The sequence below is a fragment of the Marinobacter sp. SS21 genome (assembly GCF_028369065.1).
Lineage (GTDB): Bacteria > Pseudomonadota > Gammaproteobacteria > Pseudomonadales > Oleiphilaceae > Marinobacter.
Genome location: NZ_JAQNDA010000017.1, coordinates 32,664 through 54,319, shown reverse-complemented (window position 1 = coordinate 54,319; position 21,656 = coordinate 32,664). Strand labels below are relative to the sequence as shown.

General features: G+C 61.1%; 18 protein-coding genes. 14 read left to right on the top strand and 4 right to left on the bottom strand.

What is annotated here, in order from left to right:
• Window positions 1-16: 16 nt before the first annotated feature.
• Window positions 17-496 (bottom strand): regulatory protein RecX, encoded by a 480-nt coding sequence (locus N6L25_RS16995; RefSeq protein WP_271982802.1) that lies wholly within the window; start codon window positions 494-496, stop codon window positions 17-19.
• A 155-nt stretch (window positions 497-651) separates the two neighbouring features.
• On the opposite strand from N6L25_RS16995, the gene N6L25_RS16990 reads away from it, so the two are divergent.
• A complete protein-coding gene (locus N6L25_RS16990) occupies window positions 652-3,090 on the top strand; it encodes a DUF349 domain-containing protein (RefSeq protein ID WP_271982799.1) in 2,439 nt (812 codons plus the stop codon).
• Between the two features lie 65 nt (window positions 3,091-3,155).
• Here the strand turns inward: N6L25_RS16990 and N6L25_RS16985 are convergent, their stop codons facing one another.
• Complete coding sequence (locus N6L25_RS16985) at window positions 3,156-3,428, bottom strand: late competence development ComFB family protein (RefSeq protein ID WP_271982796.1); 273 nt, start codon at window positions 3,426-3,428, stop codon at window positions 3,156-3,158.
• Between the two features lie 255 nt (window positions 3,429-3,683).
• Here N6L25_RS16985 and N6L25_RS16980 point away from each other — a divergent pair, with 255 nt between their 5' ends.
• The 4 genes from N6L25_RS16980 to N6L25_RS16965 all read left to right on the top strand — a co-directional run bounded on the left by N6L25_RS16980 (window position 3,684) and on the right by N6L25_RS16965 (window position 10,529).
• Window positions 3,684-4,892, top strand: a complete 1,209-nt coding sequence (locus tag N6L25_RS16980) for an acetyl-CoA C-acetyltransferase (RefSeq protein WP_271982793.1) — start codon at window positions 3,684-3,686, stop codon at window positions 4,890-4,892.
• A 32-nt stretch (window positions 4,893-4,924) separates the two neighbouring features.
• Window positions 4,925-7,075, top strand: a complete 2,151-nt coding sequence (locus N6L25_RS16975) for a 3-hydroxyacyl-CoA dehydrogenase NAD-binding domain-containing protein (protein ID WP_271982791.1) — start codon at window positions 4,925-4,927, stop codon at window positions 7,073-7,075.
• A gap of 414 nt (window positions 7,076-7,489) precedes the next feature.
• Window positions 7,490-9,658, top strand: coding sequence for a carboxy terminal-processing peptidase (locus N6L25_RS16970; RefSeq protein WP_271982828.1), 2,169 nt, complete (start codon window positions 7,490-7,492; stop codon window positions 9,656-9,658).
• A gap of 43 nt (window positions 9,659-9,701) precedes the next feature.
• Window positions 9,702-10,529, top strand: a complete 828-nt coding sequence (locus N6L25_RS16965; protein WP_271982789.1) for a helix-turn-helix domain-containing protein — start codon at window positions 9,702-9,704, stop codon at window positions 10,527-10,529.
• A gap of 6 nt (window positions 10,530-10,535) precedes the next feature.
• Here N6L25_RS16965 and mtnA read toward each other — a convergent pair whose 3' ends face one another.
• A complete protein-coding gene (gene mtnA / locus N6L25_RS16960; RefSeq protein WP_271982786.1) occupies window positions 10,536-11,612 on the bottom strand; it encodes an S-methyl-5-thioribose-1-phosphate isomerase in 1,077 nt (358 codons plus the stop codon).
• Between the two features lie 217 nt (window positions 11,613-11,829).
• Between mtnA and N6L25_RS16955 the strand changes: the two genes are divergently transcribed.
• The 8 genes from N6L25_RS16955 to rdgC all read left to right on the top strand — a co-directional run bounded on the left by N6L25_RS16955 (window position 11,830) and on the right by rdgC (window position 17,738).
• Window positions 11,830-13,170 (top strand): TRZ/ATZ family hydrolase, encoded by a 1,341-nt coding sequence (locus tag N6L25_RS16955; RefSeq protein WP_271982783.1) that lies wholly within the window; start codon window positions 11,830-11,832, stop codon window positions 13,168-13,170.
• Between the two features lie 56 nt (window positions 13,171-13,226).
• Complete coding sequence (gene ubiG / locus N6L25_RS16950) at window positions 13,227-13,955, top strand: bifunctional 2-polyprenyl-6-hydroxyphenol methylase/3-demethylubiquinol 3-O-methyltransferase UbiG (RefSeq protein ID WP_271982780.1); 729 nt, start codon at window positions 13,227-13,229, stop codon at window positions 13,953-13,955.
• Window positions 13,952-14,617 (top strand): phosphoglycolate phosphatase, encoded by a 666-nt coding sequence (gph, locus tag N6L25_RS16945; RefSeq protein WP_271982777.1) that lies wholly within the window; start codon window positions 13,952-13,954, stop codon window positions 14,615-14,617. Before ubiG ends, gph begins: the two co-directional genes overlap by 4 nt.
• Window positions 14,618-14,670: 53 nt before the next feature.
• Entirely contained in the window at window positions 14,671-15,420 is a 750-nt protein-coding gene (locus tag N6L25_RS16940) for a YciK family oxidoreductase (protein ID WP_271982774.1), read from the top strand.
• 16 nt (window positions 15,421-15,436) lie between these two features.
• A complete protein-coding gene (locus N6L25_RS16935) occupies window positions 15,437-15,673 on the top strand; it encodes a glutaredoxin family protein (protein WP_271982771.1) in 237 nt (78 codons plus the stop codon).
• A 59-nt stretch (window positions 15,674-15,732) separates the two neighbouring features.
• Window positions 15,733-16,503: a peroxide stress protein YaaA gene (gene yaaA, locus N6L25_RS16930; RefSeq protein ID WP_271982768.1), complete on the top strand. Its 771-nt coding sequence runs from the start codon at window positions 15,733-15,735 to the stop codon at window positions 16,501-16,503.
• A gap of 16 nt (window positions 16,504-16,519) precedes the next feature.
• Window positions 16,520-16,720, top strand: coding sequence for a DUF2788 domain-containing protein (locus N6L25_RS16925; protein WP_271982765.1), 201 nt, complete (start codon window positions 16,520-16,522; stop codon window positions 16,718-16,720).
• An 88-nt stretch (window positions 16,721-16,808) separates the two neighbouring features.
• Window positions 16,809-17,738 carry a recombination-associated protein RdgC gene (gene rdgC, locus N6L25_RS16920; protein WP_271982763.1) on the top strand — a complete coding sequence of 310 codons (930 nt, stop codon included), beginning with the start codon at window positions 16,809-16,811 and terminating at the stop codon, window positions 17,736-17,738.
• 11 nt (window positions 17,739-17,749) lie between these two features.
• Here the strand turns inward: rdgC and N6L25_RS16915 are convergent, their stop codons facing one another.
• Complete coding sequence (locus N6L25_RS16915) at window positions 17,750-20,494, bottom strand: bifunctional acetate--CoA ligase family protein/GNAT family N-acetyltransferase (protein ID WP_271982759.1); 2,745 nt, start codon at window positions 20,492-20,494, stop codon at window positions 17,750-17,752.
• Between the two features lie 235 nt (window positions 20,495-20,729).
• Between N6L25_RS16915 and N6L25_RS16910 the strand changes: the two genes are divergently transcribed.
• Window positions 20,730-21,656 carry a histone deacetylase family protein gene (locus N6L25_RS16910; RefSeq protein WP_271982756.1) on the top strand — a complete coding sequence of 309 codons (927 nt, stop codon included), beginning with the start codon at window positions 20,730-20,732 and terminating at the stop codon, window positions 21,654-21,656.

Below are 21,656 nucleotides of genomic sequence, written 5' to 3'. Positions count from 1 at the left end.
ACACAGTGAGACTCCATCACTCCTCGTGCGGCTCAGTCGCCGCCAGTGCCCGCTCGATCTGGCTGGCGGAGAACCCGCGTTGCGTCAGGAATCGAGCCTGACGCCCCTTTTCCGGCCAATCTTCCTGAATGTCCCGCAAGCCAAAACGCCGCTCCCGCACCCTGATCGCCCTGTCACTCCAGTCATCCTGACCGATTTCCGCTAAACATACAGGGACGCCATCAACCCCCTTCTGTTGCAGCTCGCCGCGGATACGAATCGGGCCGTAGCCGGAATCCATTCGCTGACGGACAAAAACCTCCGCAAAGCGGTCGTCGCTTAACCAGCCCTCGGTTTCGAACTCATCAAGCACGGTCTCAATCAGATCGCTTGGCAGCCGCCGTTGACGCAGTTTTGTCGACAGCTCAAGCCGGCTGTGCTCCCGGCGCGCCAGTAACCGAAGCGCGACGACGCGAATCTGCTGTTCAAGGTCTTCCGGATTCATTGCTTTTGTCAATTGACTCTTTCCGCCACCGTAACCAAAGCGATAGACTAGCCCGCGACTATTGCCGAATGTACCCGCCAGCCGGCTCGACCGGCTGCGCCGATAGTGGGTGTCGCTCCCGTTTTGCCGAGCACTTGGACCTGGTTTCAATTCTGAAGGATACCGTCATGGCCGCATTTATCCAGAAGCTGTTTAAAAACCGCAAGCCGTCTCCGCCTCCAGAACCGGAAACAGCCGCACCCCAAAAACAGGATCAGCAGGCGGAATTGCGGGAACATCAAAGCCGACTCCTGGAAGGTGCCCCCAGCCAACAGCAACTGGAAGAACTGGCCCTGACCGGACTGACCGCCGACCTGCGCCGTCGCGCCGCAGCCGCCATCGATGATCGGGCCGCCCTGCAACGCCTCCTAAAAGCCAGCAAAGGCAAGGACAAAAGCGTCTATCAGGTAGTGCGACAAACGCTGCAGGGCATCCGCGATGAGGAAGAGCGGCAACGGCGAGTTACAGACCAGATCCAGGCGCTGATCAAGCAAGCGGATGAGCAGGCCCGAAGCGAAGACACCAAGCTATACCAGGCGCGCCTGGAGGCCCTGCAGAATCAGTGGAAGGAGGTCGAGCCCCAGGCCTCGCCCGAGCAGGTTACCGCATTTCTGAACGCGGTTAGTCTTTGCAGATCGCGTCAGGCAGCCCTGGCCAACGAAGCGGCCGAACGCCAGCGCCACCAGGACCAGGCAGAGCAAAGGACAAGCACCCTCACCTTGCTGGGTTCGACCCTGAACGAACTCAAGGGCCGGACCACCGACACTTTCCCATCGGTATCGGCACTGGATGCGCTGCAGAAAACCCAGGAAATCCGGTGGCTGGAGGCGACCCGCGACACCGCCGTCGAGAAAGCGGAGCAAAAAGAATACGAAGTCCTGATGCAGGCGATAAAAAGCTGCATTGCCGGCTTGCGCCGTGCAGGCCAGCAGCGGGAGGCCATCGAGCAGCTGATCGCCGATCAGGCGTCAAACCAGGGTGACCTGCATTCCCGCGCCAGCAGCCTGCTGGAAGCGATTGATTGGCCAAAGGGAATGCCGCTGCCCTCAGAACTCCAACAGCTGCGAATCATCAGCCGGGCCCGACCTGAAGAACCGGCGGCCTCCAACGACAGCGAAGACCAGAAGGCCCAGAGCGAGGCCTTGAAGTGCGCGCTGGATGCCCTGGAGGCGACCTTGGAGGCCCGCCAGCTCAAGGAGTCCCGCCAGCATTTCAAGAAAGCCCAACACCTGGCCAAATCGCTCGATCAACGCCAGCTTCGTCCCCTGAGCGCAAGACTCCAACTGCTTGGCGGCCAGCTTCGGGACCTCAACGACTGGCAGGGCTTCGCCACCCACCCCAAACAGATCGCCCTGTGTGAGCAGATGGAGTATCTGGCCGACCAGCCCATGGAGCCTGAGGCCAAGGCCGAACGCATCAAGGAACTGCAAAACGACTGGCGCAAGCTCGGTGGCTCCTCGGATCGAACCTTATGGACCCGCTTCAAACAGGCCTCCGACCGGGCTTACGAACCTTGCCAAGCCTATTTCTCGGTGAAGTCCGATCTCAAGCAGGGGCACCTCAACAAGCGTCGGGCGATCTGCGAGCAACTCCAGCAATTTATCGAGCAAACTGACTGGAACGATGTGGACTGGAAAGCCATCGAGCAGATCCATCGCACCGCGCGGGATGAATGGAAAGCCGCTTGGCCGGTGGACTTCCGGGACAACCGGTCGGTGCAAAAACAGTTCGACGATATCCTCAAACAGATCGAGAAACCGCTGAACGAAGAGCGGCAACGAAACGAACAACGCAAACAGGCCATTGTGGATGAAGCGGTACAGCTGATCAAACACGAACCACTCGCCGATGCCATGGAACGAGCCAAGGCCCTGCAAAACCAGTGGCGCAGCATCGGCATTACCCGGCATCGGGAAGACCGGAAGCTTTGGCGCGCATTCCGGCAGGCCTGTGACACCATCTTCGCCCGTCGCGATGCCCAGCGCTCGGAGCGGGAACAGCAAGTTCGCGCCGCCGACCAACAGGCCCTGGCGGAGCTGACGCAAACCTCGTCGATCACCCCGGAAACCGGCACCAGGGAGGCCGTCCGCCAGGCTCTGGACAGCCTCGCGTCGTTAAACCAGGCCGCCGTATCCCGCGCCGTGCAGGGACGGCTGAGCGAGGAACGGAACCGGCTGCACGCGCTCCAGAGCACGCTGGCCATGACGGCGCGTACTGCGCAATGGCGTGCGCAAATTGAAGCCTGCCAAGGCCATCACGAACTGGCTGAACCGCCCACCGGCTGGCACGATCTTGCCCGGCCGCTGCAAGAGCTGTCGGCGCGGGAGCTGGTGATTCGAGCCGAAATTCTGACAGCCCGGCCCTCGCCGGAAGCCGACCAGGCCCTGCGGATGGAGATTCAGGTCAAGCGTCTGTCAAACGGACTCAACGGCACTGCTGCTGAACCCCAGGCCGAGGATCTGCTGGAATCACTGGTGGCCCACTGGTGCCTGGCGGTACCGGCAGCCGACCGCAATGAAAAACTCACCCAAAGGTTGCTGGACGCGTTGGCCAGCACCGAGCGCTGAGGACACCTGCGACCAGAGAGGGACACCCCCGTGAAAACCTGAACGGCCCGGCGCTGCCGGGTCACTCAGCACTCGTCACCCCGCTGTCGCCGCAGAACGTAATCTCGGGCCTGGGCGACTTCCACTCGCACCTTCTGCTTCATCTCATCCAGCTCCTGGTCGGGCAGATAGAATCGCATATCGATGGCATGCCGGTAGTAGCGAGGCGGCAGGCGATTCAACGCCACACAGATCACGTCTGCCAGAAAATCCTCTGTATCCTCTGGCTGCCGGGCCTCATCAATGGCCTCCGCCACCAGTCGTTCATAGAAATTATCGATTGCGTCCAGTAACGACATCTTCCCCCCCTTAGCCGTTTCTGGCTTTCCCTAACCTTAGTTGTCATCACCGTAAATTGTCATCACCGAACTTATCCTGATCGAAACGGTCCTCACACAGGCCGTCTTGAGCACTTTTGCCAATTGAAATGGCAGTGCCCGTCATTACACGCCACCGGAACGAAGGGCTATCGTTAGCTGTCGAAGGATTTCGGTTACGACCGCCCGCCATTATGGCGGTCGGCCGATTACAACAACTCCAGCAGAGGAAACAACATGAGCACCGAGGCCTACATCTTCGATGCAGTGCGTACCCCGCGAGGTCGTGGCAAGAAAGACGGCGCCCTGCACAGCGTCAAACCGGTCACCCTGATGACCACCGTCCTCAAGGCATTGCAGGAAAGAAACCAACTCGATACCGCCCAGGTTGACGACATTGTCATGGGCTGTGTCACTGCCGTCGGTGATCAGGGCGCAGACATTGCCAAAACCGCGGCTCTGGCCGCCGACTGGGACGAGGTCGTTGCTGGCGTGACCCTCAACCGGTTCTGTGCCTCCGGCCTGGAAGCGGTCAACCTGGCCGCGATGAAGATTCGCTCGGGCTGGGAAGACCTGGTGGTGGCCGGTGGCGTTGAAGCCATGTCCCGGGTGCCCATGGGCTCCGACGGTGGCGCCTGGGCCATGGACCCGGCGACCAATCTGCACACCGGCTTCATGCCCCAGGGCATCGGCGCTGACCTGATCGCCACCCTGGAAGGGTTCAGCCGGAAAGATGTCGACAACTTTGCCGTACGCTCCCAGCAAAAAGCCGCCAACGCCTGGGAGAAAGGCTACTTTTCGCGCTCAATCATTCCGGTCACCGACCAGAATGGCGTCACCATTCTTGACCGGGACCAGCATGTGCGGGGCAACACCACCCTGGAATCCCTGGGCCAACTTAAACCCTCCTTCCAGATGATGGGAGAAATGGGCTTCGACGGTGTCGCCCGCGAGAAGTACCACTACGTCGAGAAAATCAATCACGTCCACCACGCCGGTAATTCGTCAGGCATAGTCGATGGCGCCACCGCCATGCTGATTGGCAGCGAAGCCAAAGGCAAAGCCTTGGGGCTAACCCCGCGGGCTCGCATTGTGGCCACCGCCGTCACCAGTACCGACCCCACCATCATGCTCACCGGACCGGCACCGGCCGCCCGCAAAGCACTTGAGAAGGCCGGCATGACCGTGGACCAAATCGACCTGTTCGAAGTCAACGAAGCCTTCGCTTCCGTAGTGATGCGATTTCAGCGGGAGCTCTCGATTCCGGATGAGAAGGTGAACGTCAACGGCGGCTCCATCGCCATGGGCCATCCGTTGGGGGCAACCGGGGCCATCATCCTGGGCACTCTGCTCGACGAACTGGAGCGACGCGAACAACGTTACGGCCTCGCGACCCTTTGCGTAGGCGGCGGCATGGGCATTGCCACCATCATCGAACGTTGCTGAGCCGACACCCGACCCTGAAAGGAGAACCGAACATGAGTGCTATTCGTTACGAACTGGGTGCCGATCAGATCCTCACCCTCACCATCGACATGCCAGGACAATCCGCGAACACCATGAATGCGGCGTTCCGGGATGCGCTGACCGATACGGTCGACAAGGTTAAAGCCGACCTTGGCAACCTCAGCGGCATCGTCATCACCTCCGCCAAGAAGACCTTCTTTGCCGGCGGCGATCTCAACGAGCTCCACAAAGTGACCCGCGACCATTCAGAGCAATTCGAAGCGATGGTCAACGGTCTGAAAGCCAGTATGCGGGCGCTCGAAACCTGCGGTAAGCCGGTGGTGGCGGCCATCAACGGCAGCGCGCTCGGAGGCGGCCTGGAAATCGCCCTGGCCTGTCACCACCGGATTGCGCTGGACGATGACAAGGTCCAGCTGGGTCTGCCGGAAGTCACCCTTGGCCTGCTGCCCGGCGGTGGCGGCACCCAGCGTCTACCCCGGATGATCGGCCTGGAAGCGGCCTTCTCTTACCTGATGGAAGGCAAGAAGGTGAATCCAAAGGCAGCCCTCAAAGCTGGCATCGTGGATGAGCTGGCCGGCTCGGTGGAGGAACTGATCGAGAAGGCCAAAGCCTTCATCGTCGCCAATCCGGCCAGTCAGCAGCCCTGGGACAAGAAGGGCTTCAAACTCCCCGGTGGTGCGCCACATCACCCTGCCATGGCACAGAAACTCGCCATCGCACCGGCCATGCTGAAACAGAAAACCAAAGGCTGCTACCCGGCCCCGGAACGCATCCTGTCGGCGGCGGTGGAAGGTTGCCAGGTCGACTTCGACAACGGCAGTCTGATCGAAACCCGCTACTTCACCGAGCTGGTCGTGGGCCAGGTTGCCAAGAACATGACCGGCACCTTCTGGTTCCAGCTGAATGCGATCAAGGCCGGCGGTAGCCGCCCGGACGGCGTTGAACGGGAGACCTTCAAGAAAGTCGCGGTGCTCGGCGCTGGCATGATGGGCGCTGGCATCGCCTACGCCACCGCCAGCCGAGGTATCGAGGTGGTGCTCAAGGACGTATCCGTCGACAACGCGGAGAAAGGCAAGCACTACTCCGAGGCCCTGCTGGCCAAGAAAGTCAGCCGCAAGCGCATGACCGAGGAACAGAAAGCCCAGGTGCTCAACCGCATCAAGGCCACCGACTCCACCGCCGACCTGGAAGGCTGCGACTTGGTGATCGAAGCGGTGTTCGAAGACAGTGGCCTGAAAGCCAAGGTGACCCAGGAAGCGGAGCCCAGGCTGGTGGACAACGGCATCTTCGCCTCCAACACCTCCACCATCCCCATCTCTCAGCTGGCGGAAGCCTCCAGCAAGCCGGAGAACTTCATTGGCCTGCACTTCTTCTCGCCGGTGGACAAGATGCAGTTGGTGGAAATCATCGTGGGCGCCAAGACGTCGGACGAAACCCTCGCCCGCGCCTTCGACTATGTCCTCCAGATCGGCAAGATCCCCATTGTGGTCAATGACAGCCGCGGCTTCTTCACCTCCCGGGTGTTCGGCACCTTCGTCAACGAAGGCATCGCCATGCTGGCTGAGGGCATCCATCCGGCCAGCATCGAGAACGCCGGGATGATGGCCGGCATGCCGGTTGGCCCGCTGGCCATCTCGGACGAGGTCAGCCTGACGCTGATGCAGCACATCCGCGCCCAGAGCAAAAAGGATACTGAGGCCGCGGGCGGCACCTGGGCTCCCCACCCCGCGGAAGCCATCATCGACCAAATGGTCAATGAGCAGGGACGTAAGGGCAAAGCGTCCGGCGCCGGCTTTTATGAGTACCCGAACAAAGGCAAGAAGCATCTGTGGCCGCAACTGGAAGCGCTGTTTGTCGACCAGGCCAAAGCCCGTGGCGTGCAACTGCAGGATCTGAAGGACCGGATACTGTTCATCCAGGCCCTCGAAACGGTGCGTTGCCTGGAAGAAGGCGTGCTGCGCTCCATCGAAGATGCCAACATCGGCAGCATTTTCGGCATTGGCTATGCGCCCTGGACCGGTGGCGCCATCCAGTTCATCAATCAATATGGCGTACGGGAGTTTGCCCAACGGGCCGAGGAGCTCGCCCAGCAGTACGGCGACCGCTTTGCGCCCCCGGCATTGCTTCTGGAGAAGGCGGAATCGGGCAGCACCTTCGCCTAACCCTCCGGCAACGAGTGTGGGCGTGCTACGCCCACATTCCCCCGCCGCCCTCGCTGTCACCGCCAGCGAGCACCTGCAAGCCACCACCCTCGGCTTGTGAACGTCCGTGTTCATCCCCATTATTTGTGTTCACCCAATTAAGGTGGTGAAACCGTGAGGCCACGGTTGCAACCGCCCAACAGGATGGACATATTGTCACATAGCGATACTGGACACCTATGGCAACCGGTCAAGCGCTTGCCTACAATGAATCAAATAGGCAGTTTCTGAGCTGGCCCTGACACATCTCCACACAGGCTAACAGTCGTGTTCCGGTTTTGCAGAACAGCCCAAGAATCTGACAGGATTTCCGGACCGTACAGACCCGCCAACAGGCCTACCGGAAACGAAACGAAGAATCAGGTACCAAACATGATGATGATTGCGGAATGCTTCAAACTCCGTGGGGGCCCATCCGGCCGGGGACGTCTTGGCCAGATCGGGCGCGCGCTGACGGTCGCCTTACTGCTAACGCCGGTGTCCGGGGTGGCCAGCCTGGATCGCGGCGCAGCCTACGAGCCAGTGAGCCCAACCGTAGACCAGGCCAGGGCGAATATCCTGATTGCTCGCCAGCTGCAGTTCACCCATTTCCGCGATCAGTCCATCGACGACATGCTCTCCAGCGAGGTATTTGATGCTTACCTGGAGTATCTCGATGGCCAGCGTATCTACCTTACTCAGGAAGACCTTAAGTTTTTCGAACCCTTGCGTTACCGGTTGGGCGCCGCACTGAAAACCGGCCAACTACAGCCCGGCTTTGATATTTACAATCTGGTTCAACAACGCATCATCGAACGGCTTGAGTACGCCCTGTCAGTGGTGGATGCCGGCATCGACAAGCTCAGCTTCGACAGCGACGAGACCCTGCTGCTGGACCGGTCCGAATCGCAGTGGGTGGCCAACCGTACCGAGCTCGACCAGCTCTGGACCAAGCGCATCAAAAATTCGATTCTCGCCCAGAGACTGAGCGGCAAAGATGACCAGCAGATTACACAAGCCCTGCATCGCCGCTATGACAGCCAGCTGACACGAACCACCCAGGTCCGCAGCGAGGACGCCTTCCAGGCTTACATGAATGCGTTCACCGGCCTGTGGGACCCTCACACGTCCTATTTCTCGCCACGCACGTCTGAGAACTTCAATATCAACATGAGCCTGTCGCTCGAAGGCATCGGGGCGGTGCTGCAATCCGACAACGAATACACCAAAGTGGTTCGGCTGGTGCCCGGTGGCCCGGCCTCCCAGCAAGGACAGCTGCAACCCGCTGATCGCATCGTCTCGGTGACTCAGGACGATGAAGACACCCCGGTCAACGTGATTGGCTGGCGCCTGGATGAAGTGGTTGACCTGATCCGGGGCCCCCGGGAATCGACGGTCACCCTGGAGGTGATTCCCGCCAACGCCTCCGACGAGACCATGACTCGCTCGATTTCCATCAAGCGGGACAAGGTGAAGCTGGAGGAACAGAGCGCCAGCAGCGAGATCATCGAGCTGGAGCGCGACTCCGCGGCCTATCGCGTTGGCGTCATTACCATCCCGACCTTCTACGCCGATTTCCGCGCGATGCAACAGGGCGATCCGAATTACAAAAGCACTACCCGCGATGTCCGGGCGCTGATCGATTCGCTGAAAGAGCAAGGCATCGACGGCCTGGTCATTGATCTGCGTAACAATGGCGGCGGTGCCCTGCACGAAGCCAACGATCTGGTCGGTCTGTTCATCGACGAAGGCCCCACCGTGCAGATTCGTAACGCCAACAACGACGTTCAGGTTCTGACCGATCAGGACCCCTCGGTTGCCTACGATGGACCGCTGGTGGTGATGGTCAATCGCATGAGCGCTTCCGCCTCCGAGATCTTCGCTGGCGCCGTTCAGGACTATGGCCGCGGTCTGGTCGTGGGCTCCCAGACGTTCGGTAAGGGCACGGTGCAGGCGGTACGTCCGCTCAACCATGGCCAGCTCAAGATCACCCAGTCCAAGTTCTACCGGGTGTCCGGCGGCTCCACCCAACATAAAGGCGTCATGCCCGATATCGCCATTCCGTCGCGAGTCGATACCAGCCGGATCGGTGAAGACGCGCTGGAGCACGCCCTGCCCTGGGATCAGATCGAAGCGGTGCCCCACGCCCGCTACTTTGATTTCAGTGGCATCATCGATCAGCTGCGCAGCAACCACGCTCGGCGATTCGAGGGCAACCCTGAGTTCCAGTTGCTGCAACAGGAAATTGATTTCCTGGAGGAACAGCGTGCCCTGCAGTCGGTGAGTCTGAACGCCGAACTCCGGGCCGTGCAGCAACACGAAATAGAGGAAACCCGTCTGACCATTGCCAATGCACGTCGCCAGATCCGTGGTGAAACGGCCTTTGCGACGCTGGAGGATCTGGAAGACTGGCAAGATCAACAGGCAGCCGATCCGGACCGCCAGGATGAAGAACTCGACTTTATCGTACGGGAAGGTGGCCACATCATGGCGGACATGCTCGAACTGGACCGACGCTTAGCCTCCCTGGAGTCGCGGAACACCATTGCCGCCAAAGCCAATTGATGGCCTGGCGTCGAATCTAGCAACCCAACTTGTAGACAGGTGCATGTCTAAAGACGACGACAAACAGCGAGCTCGAGTCCTGGAAGGGCTTCTGATGGACGCCATGCACGCCATGGCGTCCATGGAACAAGTGGAACACCTCAGCGACGTCTCCGACGAGAACAACAGGGGATTCGGCCGTAAACGGCGGGAAACACCGGCGCCGAAATCCTCCGGTCGGGAAGACGATTCCCTGATTGATCGGCTGGCCGGCATCACCGGCTCCGCATTGCGCTTTGCCTCCCGCTCCACCGACACCTCGCTCAAGGTCGGCCGGGCCTTGATGAAGTCCCAGGATCAGTTACGCATGATGCTGGCCGCGGGCCAGTCCCTGAGTGACATACGCCAGGTGCTTGGCCTGACCATGAGCGAGATGAGCGAAGCGCTGAACCTCAAGGACAAATCCATACTGGAGGCCATCGAGAACGGTACCGCCACCCTGTCGTTTGAACTGATCCTGCGACTGGCGGCGCTGGTGGCCCGAAACGATCCGATCCCCTTCATACTGCGTACCGCTCGCACCTACAATCCAGAGGTGTGGCAAATCCTTGACGACTGGGGCGTGGGCCGGCTGCCGTTGCAATTTGAGCGCGAACGCCAGTTCATCAACATCTTCCGCCGCCATGACGACGCCCGGCACCTGTCCGATGAGGGATTCAAGAAGGTACTGGAATTCACCCGCCGCAGTTTTGAGATGTCCCTTCACTTCGTTGAAGAGCAGGAACAGCAGGCCGCGGCGCTGAAGGCGCAACTGGAAGCCGAGTTCGGCCCCGCCAGCCAGGCCGGCCCCAAGACCCGCAAGGCAAACGGCGGGTCCAAGCAAGATTCCTGACCGCCGCTAACCAAACATCCGCAACATGGCGGCCGGGTCCGGCTGCGCAATCGCGCCGCGCTCCGTGACAATGACATCAATCAGCGATGCCGGGGTCACGTCGAACACCGGATTAAAGACCGCCACCTTCTCCGGTGCCAGGACTTCGCTGCGCACCTGCCGCACTTCCGTACCCTCGCGCTCCTCGATGGGAATGGCCTCGCCCGAGGCCAGCGCCATATCCACCGTGCTGGAAGGCGCCACCACCATGAATCGAACACCGTGGTGCCGGGCCAGGACAGCCAGGCTGTAAGTGCCGATCTTATTGGCGACGTCGCCATTGGCGGTGATGCGATCGGCGCCAACGATGACCCATTTCACATCGCCACCGGCCATAATCCAGGCCGCCGCGCCATCGGCATTGAGGGTCACCGGTATGTTATCCCGTTCCAGCTCCCAGGCCGTCAGACGGCTACCCTGCAACCAGGGACGGGTTTCATCGGCGTACACCCGCTGCAGGCGCCCGGTTTCATGCAATCGACGGATCACTCCCAGCGCCGTGCCATACCCTCCGGTGGCCAAGGCGCCGGTGTTACAGTGAGTCAGCACCGAGAAGGGCTGGTCCTCATCCATCACCGACATGGCGTGATCGGCCATCGCCAGGTTCGCCGCCAGGTCCTCGGCGTGGATCTGCTCCGCCGCTGCGGCCAGTTGCTGCCGGGCCTGCTCAAGGCTGCCACATTCACCCAGCACCTGCTGCATTCGGTTTAGCGCCCAGAACAGGTTGACCGCGGTGGGACGGGAATCGGCCAATTCGGCTATCGCACCGTCAAGGTCTTCCCGCCAGCTCACCTCGGAGGCCTTGAGCGCAGCCAACACCACCCCGTAGGCGGCGCTGATACCGATAGCGGGCGCCCCCCGTACCACCATGTCGCGAATGCTGTCGGCCACGCCCGTCGCGGTATCCAGCGCCAGCCAGCGCTCCTCCCCGGGCAACAGGCGCTGGTCCAGCAGCTCCAGACGATCCCCCCGCCAACGGATCGCCACTGTCCCCAGGGGACGCTCAGGCTTGGTCTGGTCGGTAGTTTGGGAGGTTTCCGACATCGTAGTGCTCCGTTGTTGATTGAAAATGGCGCCAGTATATCCGTTTTCTCAGAAAGTGCCGCCTGGGGAATTAGCGAGGGTAGCAAGGCTGGGCTGGTGACGCCCCGACACCGTGGTTATACTTTCTGCCCTGACTTAAGGCTCCTCAACCATCGACACCCCGCGTCCTTTCCCACCATGGATGGAGCTTCGGGGAACAGCAAGATAAGGCAGCAGAATGATGGCAGACACGATCGTGGCAGCGGACATCCGCATCAACGCACGCTGGGTGATCCCCATTGAGCCGGCTGGCGTTGTGCTAGAGCACCAGGCGGTGCTGATTCAGGGCGACCGTATCGCCGCCGTGGTGGACCAGCAGCAGGCCGACCGGCAGTTCCGCGCCAAGGAAACCCTCGACCTGAATCGGCATGTGGTACTCCCGGGTCTGATCAACATGCACGGCCACGCCGCCATGTCGCTGTTTCGAGGCATGGCCGATGACCTGCCACTGATGACCTGGCTGAACGACCATATCTGGCCGGCGGAAGGCCGCTATGTCGATGAGGCGTTCATTCGCGATGGCACCCGCCTGGCGATTGCGGAAATGCTGCGCACCGGCACAACCACCTTCTCTGATATGTATTTCTATCCGGAAGTAGCGGCGGAAGTGGCCCACGATACGGGCATCCGCGCGCAGATCTGCTTTCCGCTGCTGGATTTCCCGACCATGTGGGCGTCCGGCCCCGAGGAATACCTGCGCAAAGGCGCGGCACTGATCGAACGCTGGCAGGGCGATGGCTATATCATGCCCGGCATCGGCCCCCACGCGCCCTACACGGTGTCCGACGGCCCCCTGCGTGAGACCCTGGCGCTGGCCGTGGACAAGCAGGTGCCGATCCAGATCCACCTGCACGAGACCGCCTTCGAGGTGAGCGAAGCCTTGGAAAAGAGCGGCCATCGTCCCACGCAGCGGCTGGCGGACCTGGGCCTGCTGACGCCGACCACTCAGTGTGTTCACATGACCCAAATCGACGACAGCGATATCCGGCTGCTGCAAGCGTCCGGAGCCCACGTGGTGCACTGCCCAGAATCCAACCTCAAGCTGGCCAGCGGCCAATGCCCGGTGGATCAACTGCAGCGGGCGGGAGTCAACGTGGCCATTGGCACCGATGGCGCCGCCAGCAACAATGACCTGGACCTGTTCGGCGAAGTCAAGTCGGCCGCGCTGCTTGCCAAGGTAGTGGCTGGTGACGCGGCGGCCCTGTCGGCACACGAGGCCCTCGCCATGGCGACCATCAGTGGCGCCCGGGCACTGGGTCGAGCCGATGAGCTGGGCACCCTGGAAGCCGGCAAGCTGGCCGACCTCATTGCGGTCGACCTGAGCGATCCGTTCCTGCAGCCGGTCTATGATCCAGCGTCCCACCTCGTATACAGTAGCCATAGCCGCCAGGTGAGCCACAGCTGGATTAACGGCGTGCCGCAGGTTCAGGACGGCCGGCTGACCCGCATCGACGTGCCGGACCTGATGCTACGGGTGCAAGCCTGGGCCGAGCGGATCCGCGACAAGAACCACGGCTAGCCGTGCCCAGGGCACCCTTCAGCCAGACCCTATTTGACGTCAAACTGGAATCGATCATGAGTAACCAAAACGTAGACCGAAACGAAGTGGCCAAGTTTGAAGCCCTGGCCAGCCGCTGGTGGGACCCCACCAGTGAGTTCCGGCCGTTGCACGAAATCAACCCACTGCGCCTGAACTACATCGACGAGCGCGCCTCGCTCGCTGGCAAGAAGGCGCTGGACGTTGGCTGCGGCGGCGGCCTGGTATCCGAGGGCATGGCCCAGCGCGGCGCCCACGTCACCGGCATCGACATGGGTGAGGCTCCGCTGTCAGTGGCCAAGCTGCATGGACTGGAAAGCGGCATCAAGGTGGATTACCGGCAGACAACGGTCGAGCAATTGGCGGCGGACCCCGAGCATGCCGGACAATACGACGTCGTCACCTGCCTGGAAATGCTGGAGCACGTGCCCGATCCGGCTTCGGTGATCAGCGCCTGCGCCCGGCTGCTGAAGCCCGGCGGCCACCTGTTTGTCTCCACCATCAATCGCAACCCGAAGTCGTTCCTGTTTGCCATTGTGGGCGCCGAGTACGTGCTCGGGATGCTACCCAAGGGAACCCACGAGTGGCGCAAGTTCATCCGCCCCTCGGAAATGTCCAATTACCTGCGTCAGGCCAAGCTTGAGATTCGCGAGCTAACCGGCATGACCTACAACCCCCTGACCAAGGTTTACCGACTGGGCCGGGACGTGGACGTCAACTACCTCATGCACGCGGTCGACGGCCGTGATCCTGAGAGCGCATCGTGACTAACCCGCCCGCCACCGTGCTGTTCGATCTGGATGGCACCCTGGTCGATACCGCCCCAGATTTCATTCGCTGCCTGAACGAATTGCGGGTACAGCGAGGTCTCGCCGCCCTGCCCGCCGAGCAGATCCGCCGCTCGGTGTCCAACGGCGCGCGGGCGATGATTGAGGTCGGCTTTGGCCTGGTGCCGGAAGACCCCGACTACCTGGAGCATCACACCGCCTTTCTCGACCTGTACGAGGCCGGTGTAGCGGAGGAAACCCGACTGTTTCCGGGCATGGAAGAATTGCTGAACTGGCTGGAGCAGGCGACGATTCCCTGGGGCATCGTCACCAACAAGCCCGAGCGCTTCACCACCCCGCTGCTCCACGCCCTGGGCCTGGACACCCGCTGCGCCGCGGTGATCTGTCCCGACCATGTTGAACAGCGCAAGCCCCACCCGGAATCGCTGATGCTGGCGTGCAAGCAGATCGGTGTCGAGCCGGCTCACGGTATCTACGTAGGCGATCACCACCGCGATATCGAAGCCGGTCGAAAGGCCGGAATGACCACCATTGCGGTGCGGTATGGCTATATCGAGCACCCCGAAGAGATTGATCGATGGCATGCCGACCTGATCGCAGACACGGTCAACGAGCTGACAAAGCTGATACAATACCGCTAGTTTTATCGCCCAGCTGTTATAGCCAAACCTGATTTCCCTATCGGAGAGCCACTATGCAGGATTACCAAGCACCGGCCGATTTGCTGAAGGACCGCATCATCCTGGTCACTGGCGCCGGTAGCGGCATCGGTCGCGCGGCCGCCAAGGCCTACGCAGCCCATGGTGCAACCGTGATTTTGCTGGGCCGTACCACCTCCAAGCTGGAGGAGGTCTACGACGAGATCGAAGCCGCCGGCCACCCGCAGCCGGCCATCGTGCCCCTGAACTTGGAGGGAGCCGCCGTCAAGGAATACGAAGAGGTCGCCATGACCATCGAAGAAACCTTTGGCCGGCTCGATGGCGTGCTGCACAACGCTGCCATTCTCGGGGCCCGCAGTCCGGTGGAACTGTACGATCCGGAAACCTGGAACAAGGTCATGCAGGTGAATGCCACCGCTCCGTTCCTGCTGACCCGGGCAGTGATTCCGTTGTTGCGCAAATCCGACAGTGCCTCGGTCATCTTCACCTCCTCCGGTGTCGGCCGTCGGGCCAAAGCCTACTGGGGCGCCTACGCGGTGTCCAAGTTTGCGATTGAAGGCCTGAGCCAGTTGCTGTCCGAGGAACTGGACGATGACCGCCACAATGTCCGGATCAACAGCCTCAACCCCGGAGCCACCCGCACCAATATGCGGGCCCGCGCCTATCCGGCGGAAAATCCCGGGCAAAACCCGGCCCCCGAAGACATCATGCCCATTTACCTGTACCTGATGGGGCCTGATAGCGATGGGGTCAACGGTCAGCAGCTGGATGCCCAACCCAAGTAACCGGAAACACTGCCGTATGGAACTGATTTTCTACACCACGGCCCAGTGTCATCTGTGCGAACTGGCTGAGGCGCTGCTGATCAATACCCCGATGCCCGCCCCTATCCCGGTGGAAGCGGTGGACATCGCCCAGTCCCAAGCGCTGGTGACGACCTACGGCACACGGATTCCGGTGCTTCGTCGCAACGACACCGGCGCAGAGTTGGATTGGCCCTTTGACCGGGACCAGCTGCTGGACTTCCTGCGGCCCTGATGCGACGCCCGTTTCAAGCCCCCAGATTCACGTAACCGCCCCCCATAGAGGATCTCTTCATGCTGATGGTGATTTCACCGGCCAAGACCCTGGACTATGAAAGCCCGCTGGCGACCGACACCCATACCCAGCCGGATTTTCTGGACGACGCCTGTGAACTGGTGGACCAGCTCAAGACGTTGGCACCGGACCAGATCAGCCAGCTGATGCACATCAGCGACAAGCTGGGCCAGCTCAATGCCGAGCGCTATCAGCAATGGCAGCTGCCATTCACCCCGGACAATGCCCGCCAGGCCCTACTGGCATTCAAGGGCGACGTTTATACCGGGCTGGCCGCCGAGAGCTTCAGCGACGCGGATTTCGAGTTCGCCCAGCGCCACCTGCGGATGCTGTCTGGACTGTATGGCCTGCTCAAGCCGCTGGATCTGATGCAACCCTACCGCCTGGAGATGGGCACCAAATTCGAAAATACCCGCGGCAAGGATCTGTACGCCTTCTGGGGGAGCCGCATTACCGAGGCGTTGAATCAGCTGCTGGCCGATGACGACGGCGTGCTGGTGAACCTGGCGTCCAACGAGTATTTCAAGAGCGTGCGCAAGAAGGAACTCTGCGCCCGCTTGGTCACCCCCCAGTTCAAGGACTGGAAAAACGGCCAGTACAAGATGATCAGTTTCTACGCCAAAAAAGCCCGTGGCCTGATGTGCCGGTACGCCATCCAGAATCGCATTACCCAGGCGGACGATCTCAAAGGCTTCGATCTGGAAGGTTACCAGTTCAGTGACGAGCAGTCGGATCGGGACAACTGGGTTTTCCTGCGTAAAGAATCTTAACTGTCAGGAGCAAGACATGAACGAAGCTGTCTTTTCCCAGATTGCCATGGCGGTCCTGCTGACCGCGCTGATCGGCTGGATGGGTTTTATCGTCTGGGATCTCGCCAAGAAATCCCAGGCTGGCCGGTACGGCACCATTGCCCTGTTCACCGTGCTCGGCGCCGGCGTTGTCGGCTTTATCATCAAGACCGTCTTGGTCGAAATTCTTCAGATCTGATGGCTCGACGGCCGCCACGGCTTGGCCGTACACCCTCTGACCTCTATGCCCATGTTTCCCGATCACCCCCTGACAAGGACCAATTACCATGTGGTTTCGTAACGCCCGTGTATTCCGATTCACCAAGCCTTTCGACATCACCGCCGAAGCGCTCGAAGAGAAGCTGCTGGAAGACACCTTCAAGCCCTGCGGCCCCCAGGAAACCTCCCGTCAGGGCTGGGTTCCGCCACTGGGCAAGCACGGCGAGCAGCTGGTCCACAGTGCCGGAGGCTACCACCTGATTACCTTGCGCAAGGAGGAAAAGCTGCTGCCCGGACCGGTGGTCAAGGAGCTGGTGGAAGAGAAAGTGGAAGCGATCGAGGCCGAGCAGCACCGCAAAGTTCGCCGCAAGGAAAAGGACGAACTCAAAGAACAGGTGATGCTGGAGATGCTGCCCAAGGCCTTTTCCAAGAATCGGCGCTGCTACGCCTACCTGGCCCCCAAGGACGGCTTTCTGATCGTCGATGCCGGCTCCGCCAAACAGGCCGAAGAACTCGCCTCCACCCTGCGCAAGAGCCTGGGTTCGCTGCCGGTTCGCCCGCCAGCGGTTGAACAGGCCCCCACCTTCACCCTCACCGGCTGGCTCAATGAAACGGTCGAGTTGCCCGCAACCCTGACCCTGGGCACCGAATGCGAACTCAAAGATCCGTCGGAGGATGGCGGCGTGGTTCGATGCAAGGGGCTGGACCTGCAGGGGGACGAAATCCGCAATCATCTGGAGGCCGGCATGCAGGCCACCCGCCTGTCGCTGACCTGGGAAGATACCCTGTCGTTCGTGCTGGATGAAGAACTGGGCATTCGCCGTCTGAAGTTTGGCGAGACGCTACAGGAAAAGCTGGACGACGTGGATGCGGATGATGCCGCCGCTCGCTTTGACGCCGCCTTCACGCTGATGACACTGGAACTGTCCCGGCTACTGCCAGGACTGCTGGACGCTCTGGGCGGTGAAGACCGCTCCGCCATCGTGGACGCGGCCTGATCCATGTCCGGTCAGTGGGGCGCCGAACCCAGGCGTTCCCGCTGCCACTCCTTCTCGGGCTCATTCAACACCAAGCGCAGATCCATGACCTCTTCGGTCCGGTTATAGCTCACGTCAAAACCAAGATGCTCGGCCAGCTTCAGCATCGGACGGTTGTCGGGTAACACATTGCCAACCATCTCCACGGTGCCTCGGGCGCGGCAATAGTCGATCATCTTCTGCATCAGGGTCGTTCCCAGCCCCTCGCCTTTCATTCTGTCGTGCACCATCACGGCAAACTCGCAGCGCAGGTTGTCGGCATCGGTCCAGACTCGCACGGTGCCCAGGGTTTCCTCGCCTTCGCCGTCCTCACGGGGAGCATTGGCAATGAACACCATCTCGCGGTCGTAATCGATCTGTACCATTTGCGCCACGTCTTCACGGCTAAAGTGCTTGCGGTACTGAAAGAAGCGATAGCGGAGGGATTCTGGCGATTGACGCTGGTGGAACACCCGGTGCGCGGGTTCGTCCTCTGCCAGCACCGGGCGAATGATGACCCGGCGCCCGGACCTGGGCAGCAGAATCCACTCCTCCAGCTCCCGCGGATAGGGCTGAATGATGGGGCGTCCGGGTTTCTCGGAAAGGTCAATCGCCACATCAACGGCCACTGTGCCCTGTTCGTTGAACAGCAACGGAGAAATCTCCAAGCCCTTGACCTCCGGGATGTCGATCACAATCTGGGACAAGGTCACCAGCGTTTCCGAGACCGCCCGGATATCCTCCTCAGGCCGCAGACTGTACTCCTGCAACAGCTTGAACATGTAGGTCCGCCGTAACAGCTCCCGCGCCAACACCATATTCAGTGGTGGCAGCGCGATCTGGCGGTCGGTGGTCACATTGACCTGAGCACCGGCGGCCCCGCACACCACCAGCGGTCCGAAATTGACGTCGCGGGTGATACCCACGCTGAAGGCGATGCCACCGACGTGGGGATAGGCGTGCTGCACCGAGAACCCGATAAAACCGCTGTCCGGAAAGTGTTTGAGATACTCATCCATCAGCATCTTGCAGGCGTCCAGGATCGCTGTTTCGCTGTTCAGCCCTTGCACCGTCGCCTTGTAACGACCACGGCCCGTCCGCTGTTCCAGGAACGGATGGCAGGCGAGCTCATGAACCAGGGTGACATCCACCGGCCGCCGCTCCACCGAAAACACCTCAATCACCTCCTCCACATCATCGCAGTAATGGGTGTCGATGGTGGGGATGCCATAATCGCGAATGACCTCCCGCGCCTCACGGTTTGACAGGTGGCTACGACCCGCACGCAGTGCCCTGACCACCAACCTGCGAGTGCGGGAATGGTCAGCGAAGTGATCGGTGAAAGATTCCGGTGTTTCGGTCAGCAGCCGCTGCATCCGCTGGTGATTGATGTGCTGCATGAACGCCTTGACCGCCTTCTCCGGTGCAAAAAAAGACGGTATCCCGGCCCGATAGAACTCGTCCCGGGCATCGAGTACCGTGCTCTGCCCGAGCCAGCAGGTAAACACATTCAGCCTGGTGCCCTTAACAGCCTGCACCACCGCATCGGCAATTTGCAGGCTGTCTTCGGTCAGACTCGGCGCATACATGACCAACACGTTGGACACCTCCGTATCCCGGGCCAGGATCTTGATCGCGTTGGCGTAGAGCTCCGGGGAGGCATCGTAGTTGAGATCGATGGGATTTCTGCGGGTCCAGTACTCGGGCAACAATTCCGCCAGTTCGTCGATGGTGTCCCGAGACAGCGCCGCCAGCTGGCCGCCGGAATGCGCCAACCGGTCCACCGCCAGCACCCCCGGCCCAACGCCGTTGGCCATCACCACCAGCGACTCCCGGCGCAACGGGCGCATGCGGGTCAGGGTCTCGAGAGCATCGAACATCTGCCCCAGCCCATCCACTCGCAGCACACCGGCGCGCTGGAGCACCGCATCGAAAATTGGATCGGTTCGGTAGAGTCCCGCCGGCAGTTCATAGGGCAACCACTCGGAGGCCGGCACCCGGCCGCTCTTTACCGCAATCACCGGTTTGGTCCTCGACGCGACTCGTACCGCCGACATGAATCGCCGGGCATTGGGAATGTGTTCGATGTGCAGCAAAATCGCACGGGTTTTACTGTCCTGGGCCAGATAGTCCACCAGATCATCGAGATCGATGTCCATGCCGTCGCCCAGCGTCAGAAAGTACGAAAATCCGACCCCGCGGGCAAAGGCCCAGTCGATCACCGAGCTGGCGATGGTGCCAGACTGGCCAATGAAGGCAACTTTTCCGGGAATCGCGCCCAGATGGGCATAGGTGGCGTTGAGGCTGCGGGCCGGCACCATCAGACCAATGGTATTGGGCCCCAGCACCCGGACGCCGGTCTCCCTGGCCGCATCTCGCACCGAGAACATCAAGGGTTGGCCGGTCTTGCTGTGTTCCCGGGACATTCCCCCGGTCATCACGATGGCAGTGCGCACGCCCGCCTCGCCCAAACGGCGGATCATCTTCGGCACCGTGTCCGGTGGGGTACAGACGATGGCCAGATCCGGGCTGAAGCCCATCCGCGACACTTTCTTGACACAGGTGACCCCATGCACGTTGTCATAATCGTTCTGGTTGACCACCAGCAGTCGCCCGGGATAGCCGCCGCCCATCAGGTTACGCAGCACCATGCCACCCAGGCTATCGGCGCGCTCTGAAGCTCCCACAACGACAATCGACGTCGGATTGAACAAGCTTTCGAGATACCGGGTACCCAAGATCAGGGCTCCTTGTACTGGGAAATAAGCGGTTTCCTTATCTTAGGCGTTCGGCCCCTGAAGTAAAACGCGCTATATCCCTTACTCCCTCGCCACTGGCCGGGCGGGCCCTACGACCAAAGAAAGACGACGGCGCCGGGACATCCCTGCTACCATGAGGCCAAACTGAACCGGCTTTGGCCCGCCGCTGGCGAGCCCCTCCGCAGAGTCCGATAACCACGATCCAATAACCACTATGACCACCGCGTTCTTCTCACACGACGACTGCGCCAAGCACAACATGGGGGCAGAGCATCCTGAATCGCCGGAGCGCATGTTCGCCATTGTCAGCCATCTGGCGGACACCGAACTCGCCCAGGCGCTGGACTGGATCAAACCGGAAGAGATCACCCGTGACCAACTGTTGGCCGTGCACCCGGAGCGCTACCTGCACCAGCTTGAGGTAATGCAACCGACCCGCGGCCGGGTATTCACCGATCCGGATACGGCGCTGATGCCGGCTTCGCTGCGGGCGGCCCGGCTGGCGGCCGGCGCCAACGTGCAGGCGGTGGATATGGTGCTGAGCAGCCAGGTGACTAACGCTTTTGTCTGTGCCCGCCCTCCAGGCCATCATGCCGAGCGAAGCCGATCCATGGGCTTCTGTTTCTACAACAACATCGCCCTGGCCGCCATGCGTGCGCTCAACTTTCATCGCCTCGAACGTATCGCCATCGTGGATTTTGACGTTCACCAGGGCAACGGCACCGTCGACGCGGTGCAGGGAGATGATCGCATCCTGATGTGCTCAAGCTTCCAGCATCCGTTCTACCCTCATTCCCACTGTCACGACGAGGCGGACAATATCGTCAACACCCCCATCGCCGCGGGCACGTCGGCGCTCGATTATCGCAAGCAGGTGGAGGCCGACTGGCTGCACCGGCTGCAGGACTTCAGGCCACAACTGATTCTGGTTTCGGCGGGCTTTGACGGCCACCGACTCGACCCGATGGCGGAATTGAATCTGGAAGCTGAGGACTACCGCTGGCTTACCGACCTGCTCACCAGTGTCGCCAGCGACCACGCCAACGATCGCCTGGTCTCAACACTGGAGGGTGGCTATCACCTGACGGCCCTGGCGCAGAGCGTTGCCGCTCACCTGGAAGGACTGGCCAGCGTCGGCTGA

Excerpts from the sequence above, each read along its gene's own strand:
- N6L25_RS16990 (WP_271982799.1), top strand. The coding sequence starts at position 652 with ATGGCCGCATTTATCCAGAAGCTGTTTAAAAACCGCAAGCCGTCTCCG.
- N6L25_RS16985 (WP_271982796.1), bottom strand. The coding sequence starts at position 3,428 with ATGTCGTTACTGGACGCAATCGATAATTTCTATGAACGACTGGTGGCG.
- N6L25_RS16980 (WP_271982793.1), top strand. The coding sequence starts at position 3,684 with ATGAGCACCGAGGCCTACATCTTCGATGCAGTGCGTACCCCGCGAGGT.
- N6L25_RS16975 (WP_271982791.1), top strand. The coding sequence starts at position 4,925 with ATGAGTGCTATTCGTTACGAACTGGGTGCCGATCAGATCCTCACCCTC.
- N6L25_RS16970 (WP_271982828.1), top strand. The coding sequence starts at position 7,490 with ATGATGATTGCGGAATGCTTCAAACTCCGTGGGGGCCCATCCGGCCGG.
- N6L25_RS16965 (WP_271982789.1), top strand. The coding sequence starts at position 9,702 with ATGTCTAAAGACGACGACAAACAGCGAGCTCGAGTCCTGGAAGGGCTT.
- mtnA (WP_271982786.1), bottom strand. The coding sequence starts at position 11,612 with ATGTCGGAAACCTCCCAAACTACCGACCAGACCAAGCCTGAGCGTCCC.
- N6L25_RS16955 (WP_271982783.1), top strand. The coding sequence starts at position 11,830 with ATGATGGCAGACACGATCGTGGCAGCGGACATCCGCATCAACGCACGC.
- ubiG (WP_271982780.1), top strand. The coding sequence starts at position 13,227 with ATGAGTAACCAAAACGTAGACCGAAACGAAGTGGCCAAGTTTGAAGCC.
- N6L25_RS16940 (WP_271982774.1), top strand. The coding sequence starts at position 14,671 with ATGCAGGATTACCAAGCACCGGCCGATTTGCTGAAGGACCGCATCATC.
- N6L25_RS16935 (WP_271982771.1), top strand. The coding sequence starts at position 15,437 with ATGGAACTGATTTTCTACACCACGGCCCAGTGTCATCTGTGCGAACTG.
- yaaA (WP_271982768.1), top strand. The coding sequence starts at position 15,733 with ATGCTGATGGTGATTTCACCGGCCAAGACCCTGGACTATGAAAGCCCG.
- N6L25_RS16925 (WP_271982765.1), top strand. The coding sequence starts at position 16,520 with ATGAACGAAGCTGTCTTTTCCCAGATTGCCATGGCGGTCCTGCTGACC.
- rdgC (WP_271982763.1), top strand. The coding sequence starts at position 16,809 with ATGTGGTTTCGTAACGCCCGTGTATTCCGATTCACCAAGCCTTTCGAC.
- N6L25_RS16910 (WP_271982756.1), top strand. The coding sequence starts at position 20,730 with ATGACCACCGCGTTCTTCTCACACGACGACTGCGCCAAGCACAACATG.